Here is a 13,553-nt window from a genome sequence, read left to right as displayed (position 1 = left end):
AATTAAGACGCAGGCGTTTCCTCATCAACACGGAAGCCCACTGCTCGAGCAGGGACTACTGTTGAAATCGCATGCTTGTAAACCATTTGAGTCACGGTATTACGTAACAAAATAACGTACTGATCAAAAGACTCAACATTACCCTGCAACTTAATACCATTCACCAAGTAAATAGATACAGGGATATGTTCTTTACGCAAAGCATTCAAAAATGGGTCTTGTAAAAGCTGATTTTTATTGTTGTTCATATTCGCTCCTTCTTTCTTTTTAATGGTTTGGAGTCTTGCTTTTTTACTAAATTAAAACTGATAAATCTTTATACAACATCACAAGTGTAACGAAGCTGTAAAAAAATGCTACTTACCCTTCTTTTTAATGTTCTTATCCTGATTCACGAAAGGGTTTTGGCCCGTTCTAAACTCCAAACGCAAAGGAGTTCCTCTCAGTTTAAAGGCCTCTCTAAAACGCCCCTCCAAGTAACGTCTATAACTATCAGTCACGCCACTTAAGGCATTACCGTGGATAACAACAATCGGCGGATTCGATCCACCTTGGTGGGCATAACGCATTTTTGGCCTAGACATCCCCACACGTTTAGGCTGCTGAAACTCAACCGCTTCCTCAAGAATGCGAGTTAATTTAGGCGTTGGTAACTTCATCATTGCAGCCGCATAAGCAGCATCAACATCCTTAAATAATTCTTTAATGCCAAATCCCTTAATAGCTGAAATAGGATGCACATTAGCAAAATCTAAGAAACGTAACTTTCTTGCGATGTCATTTCTGGCACGCTCTTTTTGATAATCATCCATGCCGTCCCATTTATTAACAGCTAATACGAGCGCGCGGCCTGCATCCACAATAAACCCTGCGATATGCGCATCTTGCTCAGAAATATCCTGCTGGGCATCTAGCATCAAAATAACAACGTTTGCATCGGCAATTGCTTGCAAGGTTTTAACGACTGAAAACTTTTCAATCGCCTCAAATACCTTGCCACGTTTACGCAAACCAGCCGTATCAATCATGATGTAAGGCTTACCACCACGCACAAATGGCACTTCAATCGCATCACGAGTAGTACCAGGCATATCAAAAGCGATGACGCGCTCTTCACCAATTAAGCTATTGATAAAAGTAGACTTTCCAACATTCGGACGACCCACGACCGCAATTCGCATCGGTTGGTTAGTTTTATCAACTTCTTCTGGCTCATCCGGAATACCCAAAGCATCCAAGGCTTCATCGATCATGGCACGCACACCATCACCATGTGCAGAAGAAATCGCCTGAGGCTCACCTAAACCTAATTCATAGAATTCAGCAGAAACTGTGGCATGAGACATACCCTCTGCTTTATTCACTGCCAAAATAACTGGTCGACCTGTCTTACGAAGAAAATCAGCGATCACTCGATCCTGGGGAGCCATACCTAAACGGGCATCCACCAAAAAGATCACAATATCAGCCTCAACTACAGCCTGTTTTGTCTGCTTGGCCATTTCAGCCAAAATGCCTGTCTTGGCTACAGGCTCAAAACCACCCGTATCAATACAAATAAACTCACGATCACCCATGCGACCGTTACCGTAATGGCGATCACGTGTTAAACCAGCGAAGTCAGCCACCAACGCATCGCGTGAACGTGTCAAACGATTAAAGAGCGTTGATTTTCCAACGTTAGGACGGCCAACAATGGCAATAACTGGTTTCATAAACTTCTTTGCTTTTCCAAACTCAAATAAAGAGAGTTACCCCTCTTTATTCAATCTTTATTTTTTTGTTGTTTTTATTTAATTAGGACGATAAGCAGAAAGTGATCCGCCACGCGTTTGAACAATCAATAAACCATTAGCCACAATCGGAGCTGCATCAACCGGACTGCTATCCACACGCACACGAGCAATCACCTTACCACTTGTTTGCTCTAAAAAGTGTAAATACCCCTGTTTATCGCCCATCACAACTACTCGGCCAACTGCTAAAGGCTCCCCAAGATCGCGCCAAGTCATGGTGTCATTACGCCAAACCTCAACACCATCATCAGCTCTATAAGCAACTACATGAGATTTTTCATCAGCTGCGAATACAAAATCCTGAGACTGCGCCGTACCTGTAAAGCTTGAAAAATCCTTACCCCAAGTAAATGTACCGCTATTCAAATCACCACAGCCAATACGACCTTGGAAAGCAACAGCGCATAAACGACGACCCAATAGAGTTGGTCGAGCTGAAACATCAGTCATACGCTCAATCTCTGAAAAGCCTTTTGGAAAAGCTAACGAAGTCTCCCAAAGCACATTTCCTGTAGTAGCGCCAATCACACCAATTTTGCCGCCAGAAAATCCAGTAACAAACGCATCAGCTGCCACTGGCACCATCGCGAAACTAGTTCTAAGCGCTAAAGCAGTTTGCGGTCTAGCGTAAGACCAACGACGCTTACCAGTTTTAGCATCTAAACCAACAAAGCGATTATCAATTGTTCGGATAATGGCAAAGCCATCCATCACCAAAGGTTCAGTTAAAACCTCACTACCAATCTTTTCTTCCCAAATTTTTTGCCCATCTGCGTCATAAGCGTAAACAGTACCTTTAGCGGTTCCCACCACCACTACCGTACCATCGCTACCAGGCCCTGAAGACAAATCACTAGGAGCTCTAACCTCCCAAACAACTTTCCCAGTCAAGATGTCAATCTTGCTTACACGGCCATTGCCGGCAGAGGTATAAATATAGTCACCCGCCACTACTGGACGCATCACAAATGTATCGGATTTGCCAACACTTGTAGACCAAACAGAATCTACAGTAATTTTTTGCTCACCAATACTTACTAGCGAAGCTGCTTCACGTTTATTAGTACTAGAGCAAGCTCCTAATACCAAGGCTGATGTAATCGATGCTAAGCAAATAACTTTAATCAATATATGGCGCATTAAAGACCTCCTACAGCATCTAATTTAACTTTTAATAAACGCTTAGCTTCATCGGGAACTTCTTTGTTCTTAGATAACAGCTCCCAAGCTTCTTGATAGGCTTTGCGCGCTTCAGCATTTTTTTGTTGAGCCAATTGAATATCTCCACGGCGCTCTAACAACAATGGCATAAAAGGTTTTGATACAGAACCAGATGCTACTTTATCTGCACCAGCAAAATCACCTTTATCAATCAACAAAGAAATTAAACGCACTTTCGCTAAATCAGCATGCGCCTCGGACTTAGCTTTATCAGCAGTCCAACGCAATTGCTTTTCTGTATTAACCATATCACCAGCGGCATTAGCAACCTGAGCTGCAACAAGCCCCGCCATACCAGCATAGCTAGTCGATGAAAATTGATCTTGAATATCTGCAGCAGCTCTTAAAACTCCAGCAGCATCTTGTTTTTGAGCTGAGACCAATAATGTGTCATAAAGCTTACTAGCATTTTCAGACTGGCGATTAGTCCACCAACCCCATCCAGCATAAAGTGCATAAATCAATAAAGCTGATGCAACACCAGCAATTAGCCACTTACCATATTGTTTCCACCAAGCCTTAAACTCAGCCAACTGTTCTTGTTCTTCTAAATTAAAGTGCATAGCCCTAACCGTTTATTCTGAAATCGAAACCAATTGATTGATAACCTCATCAACCAAACCATCAATCGCTACTGTCATTTGCTGACCGTCTCGACGTAAATCTTTTAACTGCGCCTGCCCAGCTGCCAACTCATCTGGCCCGATGATAACGGCATATGCCGCACCGCTACTATCTGCTTTTTTCATTTGAGACTTAAAGCTAGCAGCCGCTCCATCCGGTGAACAATGTAAAACAACCTCTATCCCAGCACCGCGCAACCTTTCTGCCACCACCATAGCAGCTTCCAATGTATCACCTGCTTGATGCAAAACATATACATCACAAATATTAGCAACATCAGAAGTCAAACCCTGTTCTTTCATGAGCTCAATCACACGCTCCATGCCCATCGCCCAACCGCAGGCGGGTGCAGGCTTACCACCCATCTGAGCAATCAATGGATCATAACGACCCCCACCAGCAACAGTGCCTTGAGAGCCCAATTGATCAGTCACCCACTCAAAAACAGTTAAATTGTAATAATCCAAGCCTCTCACAAGACGCGGATTAATCTTAAATGGCAAATTATTAGCTTTTAGTAAACGTTGAACACCCTCAAAATGTTTTAAGGATTCTTCGCCTAAATAGCTCAATAATTGCGGGGCCGACTCAACGATCGGTTTCATAGCTGGATTTTTACTATCCAAAATTCTCAAAGGATTCGTCAATAAACGGCGCTTAGCATCCTCGTCCAAATCAGACTCGTGCTTTTTAAAGTGCTCAATTAAAGCCTCTCGATGTGCAGCGCGTTCATTTGCTTGTCCTAAAGAGTTCAACTCAAGACGAATACCCGTTAAACCCAAATCGTCCCATAATCGCTGACACATCAAAATAATTTCAGCATCAATATCGGGACCAGCAAACCCTAGAGCTTCAATACCTAACTGATGAAATTGACGATAACGGCCACGCTGTGGACGCTCATGTCTAAACATAGGACCGGTATACCAAAGGCGCTTAGGACCTTCATATAAAAGATTATGCTCAATCACCGCGCGAACAGCAGCAGCTGTACCTTCAGGCCTGAGCGTCAACTCCTCACCATTCAAACTATCTTCAAAGGAATACATTTCCTTCTCAACAATATCAGTAACCTCACCAATACCGCGCTTAAACAATGCCGTCTGCTCAACAATTGGCGTACGAATTTGTTGGTATCCATAAGCACGCACTAAACTTTGAATAGATTGCTCCAAATGAGTCCATAACGGAGCCTCTTGCGGAAGCAAGTCATTCATACCTCGAACGCCAGTAATTTTCGTTTGTTTATCTTGGCTCATATCTATTATTTTCTCTGGTAAGTATTTTTTACATACTCATCAACAATCACTTGAAATTCTTTTGCAATGTTATCGCCCCTCAAAGTCTTTACTTTGACACCATCAACAAAAACTGGGGCTGCAGGTGACTCGCCCGTACCTGGTAATGAAATACCAATATTGGCATGTTTACTCTCACCAGGACCATTCACAATGCAGCCCATCACAGCCACATTCATTTCCTCAACACCTGGGTAATCTTTTTTCCATAGCGGCATTTGATGACGCAAATAGCTCTGAATGGTCGAAGCTAACTCCTGAAAATATGTGCTCGTTGTACGACCGCAACCAGGACACGCAATCACCATGGGCGTGAAATGACGTAACCCCATCGTTTGCAAAATTTCCTGGGCGACAATCACTTCGTTTTCCCGTGGCGCACCTGGTTCTGGCGTTAAAGATACGCGAATCGTATCTCCAATACCTTCTTGCAACAAAATAGATAGCGCTGCAGTTGATGCAACAATGCCTTTACTACCCATACCCGCCTCAGTTAAACCCAAGTGCAATGGGTAGTCGCAGCGAGTAGCCAAATCACGATATACAGCGATCAAATCTTGTACGGCACTTACTTTACAAGACAAAATAATTTGATGCCCAGGCAAACCAAGTTCCTCGGCTTTAACCGCAGACTGTAATGCCGACTGAATCAATGCTTCAGCCATCACCTCACGCAATTCTTTTGGTTGCGAGGATGATGCATTTTTATCTAACAAGGTAGCTAATAAATCTTGGTCCAAGCTACCCCAATTCACACCAATACGTACTGGTTTCTTATGCTCGCAAGCCAACTCAATCATTTGAGCAAACTGAGTATCTCGCTTAGCACCCTGGCCTACATTACCAGGGTTGATTCTGTACTTGGAAAGTGCTTGGGCACACTCCGGATAATCTTTTAAAAGTGTGTGTCCGTTGTAATGAAAGTCTCCGACCAACGGAACATGCACTCCCATCTTATCCAACTGCTCCCGTATAGCAGGCACTGCCGCTGCGGCAGCAGGCGTATCGACAGTCAAACGAACAATCTCTGAACCTGCTCTTGCCAATTCTTTAACTTGAATAGCTGTGGCGATAGCGTCAGCAGTATCGGTATTCGTCATCGACTGAACACGCACAGGGGCATCACCACCAACTGTCACGATCGTATCAGCCCACTGGATGATGGCTTGCCTAGATAAACGCCTTGCAAGCACACCATTATTATTTTTGATAACAGAACTCATGAGCTCAAAGTTCCTTTATCCAAGTTCTCAAATTTAACAACTTGCATGCGTTCTTTTACATTGGTGCGGTCTTTTACATCCCCAGCTAACTGACCACAAGCAGCGGCAATATCATCACCCCGTGTTTTACGAACAGTAGTGATAATGCCTGCATCCATCAGACGCTTAGCAAAGTCCTGCACACGTGCTTGAGATGAACGCTTCAAACCAGACTCTGGAAATGGATTAAACGGAATTAAATTCAACTTACAAGGAATGCGCTTTAGCAACTCCACCAACTCTTTAGCATGCTGATCCGTATCATTAACACCATCCAACATGCAATATTCAAAAGTTAAAAAATCTCTAGGCGCATAAGGTAAATAACGCATACACGCATCCATCAACTCTTTTAACGGATATTTTTTATTAATAGGCACCAACTCATCGCGCAAAGCATCATTAGGTGCATGCAAAGAAACAGCCAAGGCCACTGGTAAATCTTGAGCCAAACGATCCATCATCGGCACAACACCAGAAGTCGACAAAGTGACGCGGCGGCGAGACAAACCATATGCGTGATCATCCAACATCAAACGCATAGCCCCTACGACTGGCTCGTAATTAAGCAAAGGCTCCCCCATACCCATCATCACCACATTCGAGATCACACGTCCCTCATGCTCATGAATGGGCGTGCCATCATAACTGTCGATACGGCGAATAGCGCCAGGCTCATGACGCAAAGTATGCTCAGCCATCCATAACTGACCAATGATTTCACCTAAAGTCAGATTGCGTGAAAATCCTTGCTTGCCAGTTGAACAAAAACGGCAATTAACAGCACATCCCGCTTGAGAAGAAATACACAAAGTACCCCGATCATCCTCAGGGATATAAACCATTTCAACTGCATTACCTTGACCAACATCTAATAACCACTTACGCGTGCCATCGGTCGCATGTTGATCACTCACAATCGGTAAAGTCGATACACAAGCTTTGTCAGCTAGTGTGGCGCGAAAGGTTTTGGCTAAATCACTCATCTGAGTGATGTCAGCCTCACCGCGCTGATGTATCCAACGCATTAACTGTTTTGCGCGAAACGGCTTCTCCTGGAGGCTAGCGATATATTCGCCAAGGCCTTCTGGATCAAAATTTAACAGGTTAACGCGTGGATCAATCAATGTAGAACGTTAATTAACGTGAATAAACTTGCATGCCTGGGAAGAAAAACGCAACTTCCACAGCAGCTGTTTCAGGAGCATCTGAACCGTGAACAGCGTTTGCATCAATGCTATCAGCGAAGTCAGCACGAATCGTACCTTTATCAGCCTTCTTAGGATCTGTAGCACCCATCAATTCGCGATTCTTAGCAATTGCGTTCTCACCTTGTAAAGCTTGAATCATCACAGGACCTGAAATCATGAAATCAACCAAATCTTTAAAGAAAGGACGCTCTTTGTGCACTGCATAAAATTGTTCAGCTTCACCACGTGAAAGGTGAGCCATTTTTGCAGCAACCACTTTCAAGCCAGCTGCTTCGAAACGTGCGTAAATTTGACCAACAACATTCTTTGCTACTGCGTCTGGTTTGATGATAGAAAGGGTGCGCTCGATTGCCATTACTAAACTCCATTGATAGATAGATTAAAACCCCAAATTATACAACTTTCAGCCTGCTTTCTTAAGGGTGCCAAAGGGTAAAAGCATTGATTTTTAAGGGAAAGATCAGCTTTTCTCTCTAAAAAGACTGGTTTTATAGGGTGTTTTTAACCAAAAACACCCCTACTTCCCTATCAACTATCAAAATTACTCTTGAAATTCATATGAAATGTCTATACTTAGCAGTACGAGCCCAGTGGTGGGCTAGTCATGTTAGACACATAAAGGAGATTGAATGAGTGATTTAAACACTTATGGTTTTGGAAACAGTGGCGCAACAACCAGTGTTCAAGTCCGTAACCGGGTGTTACGTAACACGTACGCCCTCTTGGCGCTTTCTATGATTCCTACAGTTTTAGGCGCATGGATTGGTGTTACGACTGGTTTTTCACTATTTGCCGGCAGCCCATTAATGGGTATGGTTGTCTTTATGGCGATTGCATTTGGCTTTTTCTGGGCCATTGAACGCAATAAAGATACCGGCTTAGGCGTTGTTCTTTTATTGGGCTTCACCTTCTTCATGGGGTTAATGCTCTCACGCCTTATTGGCTCTATCTTAGGATTTAGCAACGGCGCTAGCCTGATCATGACTGCATTTGGTGGCACAGCTATTATTTTCGCTGGCATGGCAACATTAGCTAGCAGCGTAAAGAAAGACCTATCCATTGGCTTAGGCAAATGGTTATTTGCTGGCGTCATCTTGTTGTTAGTTGCATCCTTGGCCAATATTTGGTTGCAGTTACCCGCCCTCATGCTCACAATTAGTGTTGCGGCAATTGCCATCTTTTCAGCATTTATTTTGGTAGATGTGCAACGCGTTATTAACGGCGGTGAAACTAACTACGTCATTGCAACACTAAGCATTTATCTTAATGTTTACAACGTCTTTAGCAATTTATTAGCCTTACTTGGTATTTTTGGTGGCGATAGAGACTAAAAAACCTGAGCTAATTTAAGTTAGCTCAAAAAAATAAGCCGACCCCTGTGGTCGGCTTTTTCTTTCCCTCTTGCCTATTCTCAAATCAGCGCTCAAATACCGCAATCGATTCAATATGAGATGTATGCGGAAACATATTTACCACACCAGCAGACTTCAATTGATAGCCCGTATCTTTAACTAAAATACCGACATCCCTAGCTAAGGTTGCTGGATTACATGAAACATAGACAATACGTTTTGGCAAATAAGCATGGTCTTCTGAATTCCCTGATTTAGCCAACTCAGCCAAACTTGTCATAAGCGCCATCGCTCCACCTCTTGGAGGATCAATTAACCACTTCGAAGCCTTACCCCAAGACTTAATAACTTGAGTATCAACTTCAAATAGATTGGAACAAGCAAAATTTACTTTATCGCCAAGTTGATTATGAATAGCATTTTCTTTTGCGCGATCTGTAAGACTAGAGCTACCCTCAATACCAAAAACTTGAGATGCCCATCTAGCAAGCGGTAAAGTGAAGTTGCCAATCCCGCAAAATAAATCTAATACACGATCCTCTTGTTCAGGATCTAATAAACGCACAGCCCGCCCCACTAAAACCTGATTAATTTGATGATTGACCTGGGTAAAATCTGTTGGCTTAAACGGCATTTCAATATCGAACTCTGGCAATCGATAACAAAAGTAGCTATCTTCAGGATAAAAAGGTTTCGCCGTATCCAAATCCCCGGGCTGCAGCCAAAGATCTATGTGATGTTTTTTCGCAAACTCTCGAAGTAGCTGCTGATCACCTTGCCCCAAAGGAACCATGTGCCTTAAAACAAATACAGTGCTTAAGGTACCAAATTTCTTACCTTCACCAATCGCAAATTCTAATTGCGCAATCTGATCAGGAACAGATAATTGGTTAATAAGTTCTCGCCAATGAGGCAAAAGATCAGATACATGCTTGGGCAAAATGTCACACGACAACATATCAGTAATCCGATTGGCTTTCTTTTGATGAAAACCCACCAATACACGCCCTTTAGGAATCTTAAAAACGGATAAACGGCCTCTATACCGATATTCCCATGTTGGTCCCGCGATGGGACGTAATAGAACCTCCGGCCTTGTTCTTGCAAGATACTTTAAGTTATCTTCTAGAACGCGCTGCTTCATAGCTAGCTGAGCGCGAGGATCTAGGTGCTGCATGGAACAACCGCCACATACGCCAAAAGATGGGCAACGTGGGCTGATGCGACTGGGTGATGCTTTATGAAGATGGATTAGTTTGGCTAACTCAAATTTACTCTTAACTTTGTAACTCTCAAAAGTAACATCTTCACCAGGTAGCGCACCATCAATAAAAATAACTTTCCCAGGAACACCCTGTTCATCACGAACACGAGCGACCCCCTGCGCCTCTAAATTAAGCGATTCAACAATGACTCGCTTCACATTTGATCCTTGGGATCAGAGCTGAACTTATTGAGGTATTCCTGCCAAAAAGCACCAGATGCTGTTTTAGATTCCTTCAATAACTCACTCTTCACAAAAGCAATCTCTTCTTCATACTCTTCAGGAGTTACGCCGCCACGCATCATTTGAAAACGACAGTACAACAGGTATGTATTCACCACATCTGTCTCACAATAATCGCGAATCTCTTTGATCTTGCCATCAAAAAATCCTTGCGCAACCTGACTGCCGTCCATACCCATCTTGCCAGGGAAACCGCACATTTTTGCTAACGCATCCAAAGGCGCATTGGCCCTAGCTGAAAACTTTGCCAATAGATCCATCAGATCGATATGTCTCATGTGATAACGACTAATGTAGTTGTTCCATTTAAAGTCACGGCTATCACTATCACCGCTCTCACCCATTTCCCAATAACGAGAAGAAGTGACGCCATTTAATAGCGCGCGATAGTGCAATACAGGCAAATCAAAACCACTACCATTCCATGAAACCAATTGAGGCGTGTATTTTTCAATCAAATCAAAAAAAGCCTGAACAATCTCTTTCTCAGAACTAGTCTCATCACACAAACTGCCTACTTTAAATTGAGGCAAACCTTCTCGAGTTGTACGCCGAATAACACAAGAAATAGCCACAATTTTTTGCAAATGCAGCGGCATAAATTCAGTCCCAGTTTTCTCTTTACGTTCAGCCAATGCTTTAGCGATGACATCCACATCACTAACCGACTCAGGAATACCCTCCAAACGACGAATCCCCGCCGCATCTGGAATTGTCTCAATATCAAAAACTAATACACCCGCCATGGCATTACCTTTAGTGTGCTTCATTCGTCACAGACCTATAACTACCTTAGTTATCTAAGATGGCGCCTTTATCCAAGCCATGACTATGTAAATATTTCTTAAGTTTAACTAACGCATCCTGCTGAATTTGCCTAACTCGCTCTTTAGATAAATTAAGCTCCTTAGCCACCTCTTCCAATGTGGCAGACTCTTGATTATCTAAACCATACCGTCGCAAAATCACAATACGCTGATCATCTTTTAAACCTTTTAACCAGGTATAAAGCATGTCCTCCAATTGAGATTTCTCAACTTTTTCATGAGGCCCAGCAGATCGTTTATCAGAAATAATATCTAACAAACTTGAACCTGGGGCCATATCTCGCGGGGCATCCAATGAGGTACTGTGCTCAGCCATAGCCAACGCATCCACCACATCCTCCATCGACTTACCCGTCAAACTAGCGATGTCTTCCATATCAGGCAAACGACCATCGGCAGCCAAAGCTTGCTCTAAAAATCTTCTCGCTCTCAAAACCTGATTAATTTCACGAATCACATGAACAGGCAGGCGCACCGTCCTCACCTGACTCATGAGCGCTTTTTCAACACTTTGCCTAATCCACCAAGTGGCATAAGTTGAAAACCTAAAGCCACGTTGAGGTTCAAATTTATCTAGTGCATGCATTAAGCCTAGATTGCCTTCTTCAATCAAATCAGGCAAAGGCAAGCCTCTATTCATGTAAGTTTTGGCAATACTCACAACCAAACGTAAATTATGCTCAATCATTGCCTGGCGAGCCTCAAAATTTCCAGCTTTGGCTTGATGAGCCATCTCGCGTTCTTCATCTGGAGAAAAAAGAGGTTTAGCAGCGATTTGCTGAAGATAACGCTGCACCAAATCTGCTGATAATTCAGCAGCCAATAATGCTTTTAAATCTTCGGGGGCTAATGCTTGATCAAGCTGATCATCTAACAGATTCAGATCAGAGAAATCATGTAACCCCTTATCTGAATCTGTGATTTCTTTCATCATTAAGGCAAGTAAGTAGTCGGATCGACAGGTTTACCATTTTTACGCAGCTCAAAATGAAGCTTTACTCGATCAGCATCGGTATTACCCATCTCTGCAATTTTTTGAGCTTTCTTAACAGTATCACCCTCTTTAACTAAGAGTGTTTTGTTATGTGCATAAGCCGTTAGATAGGTATTGTCATGCTTAACGATTACCAAATTACCGTAACCTCTCAAGCTATTACCCGCATAAACCACCTTACCATCGGCCGCAGATTGAACAGGATCACCGGCTTTACCTGAGATATCAATACCTTTATTTTTGGTGTCATCAAAACGATCAATCACATCGCCTTTTGATGGCCAAGATAAACGAATACCAGGCTCAGTCACATCTTTCGCCTTATCCACATTGTCATTGCTTGATTTATTGTCCGCTAACTTAGGAGACTTATCTTGTTTATCTAATTTACCCTTCAAGTCTTTTGACTTAGGGTCATTTGCTGCCTTTTCCTGTCTAACCTCAACTTTAGATACTGAGGCAGACTTAGGTGGCGCCACACGAATCACTTGATCCACTTCAATCACATTCACATCCGCAATGCCATTCCATTCAGCAATATCTCGATGAGACTGGCCATGATCCAAAGCAATTCTCAACAGCGTATCGCCACGTTTCACACGATAGTAACCAGGAGCAACTGGCTCCAAGGATCTACCTGATGAGCGATCCACTACTGGTGCAGGCGTAGAACGTGTTGCGCAACCAACCTGCAACAATACTGCTGCCATCGGCAAAAGAACGATCAATAAACGGCGGAATAAACGGTTCAATTTCATAAACTCAAACTAAGAATAACTACACAGTACCTGATTGTAAGGGCACAAAAAAGACCTCTTCCAAAACAGTCCTTTGGTAGCGCTGGGAACTAACTCGCTCAACCACCACCAATTGCTGCACTTCCTCACTTTTAGCCACTGGAGCCACCAAACGCCCTCCAATCGCCAACTGGTCCAACAGCGGGTCTGGAATACCCAAGCCAGCCGCTGCCAAAATAATGCCATCAAAAGGCGCTGCCTGAGGTAGCCCACGAATCCCATCCCCATAAATCAAACGTAAATTAGGAATCCTAAAAGGCCTTAATTTAGCCCTCGCTTGATCATGTAATGGACGAATACGCTCAATCGAGTAAACCTCTTTAGCCACCAAACTCAAGATGGCTGCTTGGTAACCACATCCCGTACCAATCTCAAGCACCTTACCTAACTCTTTTTTAGGCTTAAATAATAGCTCTACCATCCTAGCTACCACCGATGGCTTTGAAATAGTTTGCTGGTGACCAATCGGTAAAGCAGAATCCTCATAAGCTCTTGCATCCAGACCATTCTCAATAAATGCATGCCTAGGAACCGTTGCGATAGCTTCTAAAACTTGACGGTGGCGCACACCACTAGCAGCCACTTTTTCAGCCAACTGGATACGCGCCTTATCGTGTAGAGGATCTTTCTTAACCAAAATAACCTTATTAATTCTTATTTTTTA

The 13,553-nt window shown here is 43.2% G+C and carries 13 protein-coding genes and 1 pseudogene; 1 reads left to right on the top strand and 13 read right to left on the bottom strand.

Annotation, left to right across the window (positions count from 1 at the left end):
• Positions 1-2: 2 nt before the first annotated feature.
• The 8 genes from hfq to ndk all read right to left on the bottom strand — a co-directional run bounded on the left by hfq (position 3) and on the right by ndk (position 7,767).
• The gene (hfq, locus tag ICV01_RS04150; protein WP_215288893.1) at positions 3-248 is read right to left on the bottom strand and encodes an RNA chaperone Hfq; all 246 of its coding nucleotides are present in this window, start codon (positions 246-248) and stop codon (positions 3-5) included.
• A gap of 108 nt (positions 249-356) precedes the next feature.
• Positions 357-1,715: a ribosome biogenesis GTPase Der gene (der, locus tag ICV01_RS04145; RefSeq protein ID WP_215288891.1), complete on the bottom strand. Its 1,359-nt coding sequence runs from the start codon at positions 1,713-1,715 to the stop codon at positions 357-359.
• Positions 1,716-1,793: 78 nt separating this feature from the next.
• On the bottom strand, positions 1,794-2,936 hold the full coding sequence (gene bamB, locus ICV01_RS04140; RefSeq protein ID WP_215288889.1) for an outer membrane protein assembly factor BamB: 1,143 nt from the start codon (positions 2,934-2,936) through the stop codon (positions 1,794-1,796).
• Complete coding sequence (locus ICV01_RS04135; RefSeq protein WP_215288887.1) at positions 2,936-3,580, bottom strand: tetratricopeptide repeat protein; 645 nt, start codon at positions 3,578-3,580, stop codon at positions 2,936-2,938. The genes bamB and ICV01_RS04135 overlap by 1 nt, the downstream gene beginning before the upstream one ends.
• 12 nt (positions 3,581-3,592) lie before the next feature.
• Entirely contained in the window at positions 3,593-4,900 is a 1,308-nt protein-coding gene (gene hisS / locus ICV01_RS04130) for a histidine--tRNA ligase (RefSeq protein WP_215288885.1), read from the bottom strand.
• Positions 4,901-4,905: 5 nt separating this feature from the next.
• Complete coding sequence (gene ispG, locus ICV01_RS04125) at positions 4,906-6,162, bottom strand: flavodoxin-dependent (E)-4-hydroxy-3-methylbut-2-enyl-diphosphate synthase (protein WP_215288883.1); 1,257 nt, start codon at positions 6,160-6,162, stop codon at positions 4,906-4,908.
• Complete coding sequence (gene rlmN, locus ICV01_RS04120) at positions 6,159-7,325, bottom strand: 23S rRNA (adenine(2503)-C(2))-methyltransferase RlmN (RefSeq protein ID WP_215289129.1); 1,167 nt, start codon at positions 7,323-7,325, stop codon at positions 6,159-6,161. Before rlmN ends, ispG begins: the two co-directional genes overlap by 4 nt.
• Positions 7,326-7,341: 16 nt before the next feature.
• The gene (gene ndk / locus ICV01_RS04115; RefSeq protein WP_215288882.1) at positions 7,342-7,767 is read right to left on the bottom strand and encodes a nucleoside-diphosphate kinase; all 426 of its coding nucleotides are present in this window, start codon (positions 7,765-7,767) and stop codon (positions 7,342-7,344) included.
• 274 nt (positions 7,768-8,041) lie between these two features.
• On the opposite strand from ndk, the gene ICV01_RS04110 reads away from it, so the two are divergent.
• Positions 8,042-8,743: a Bax inhibitor-1/YccA family protein gene (locus tag ICV01_RS04110; RefSeq protein WP_215288880.1), complete on the top strand. Its 702-nt coding sequence runs from the start codon at positions 8,042-8,044 to the stop codon at positions 8,741-8,743.
• Between the two features lie 85 nt (positions 8,744-8,828).
• On the opposite strand, the gene rlmD is transcribed toward ICV01_RS04110, so the two are convergent.
• The 5 genes and pseudogenes from rlmD to ICV01_RS04085 all read right to left on the bottom strand — a co-directional run.
• Entirely contained in the window at positions 8,829-10,187 is a 1,359-nt protein-coding gene (gene rlmD / locus ICV01_RS04105) for a 23S rRNA (uracil(1939)-C(5))-methyltransferase RlmD (protein ID WP_215288878.1), read from the bottom strand.
• Positions 10,184-11,017, bottom strand: coding sequence for a 3'-5' exonuclease (locus tag ICV01_RS04100; protein ID WP_215289127.1), 834 nt, complete (start codon positions 11,015-11,017; stop codon positions 10,184-10,186). The genes rlmD and ICV01_RS04100 overlap by 4 nt, the downstream gene beginning before the upstream one ends.
• Positions 11,018-11,063: 46 nt before the next feature.
• On the bottom strand, positions 11,064-12,032 hold the full coding sequence (gene rpoS / locus ICV01_RS04095; RefSeq protein WP_215288870.1) for an RNA polymerase sigma factor RpoS: 969 nt from the start codon (positions 12,030-12,032) through the stop codon (positions 11,064-11,066).
• Positions 12,032-12,850: a peptidoglycan DD-metalloendopeptidase family protein gene (locus tag ICV01_RS04090; RefSeq protein ID WP_215288868.1), complete on the bottom strand. Its 819-nt coding sequence runs from the start codon at positions 12,848-12,850 to the stop codon at positions 12,032-12,034. The genes rpoS and ICV01_RS04090 overlap by 1 nt, the downstream gene beginning before the upstream one ends.
• Before the next feature lie 19 nt (positions 12,851-12,869).
• Positions 12,870-13,502 (bottom strand): annotated as a pseudogene (locus tag ICV01_RS04085) (protein-L-isoaspartate(D-aspartate) O-methyltransferase); the annotation flags it as partial.
• Between the last annotated feature and the right edge of the window lie 51 nt (positions 13,503-13,553).

The sequence above is a fragment of the Polynucleobacter sp. MWH-Spelu-300-X4 genome (assembly GCF_018687515.1).
GTDB lineage: Bacteria > Pseudomonadota > Gammaproteobacteria > Burkholderiales > Burkholderiaceae > Polynucleobacter.
The sequence above is the reverse complement of the archived record's forward strand: the minus strand, read 5'-3'. Positions and strand labels throughout refer to the sequence as shown.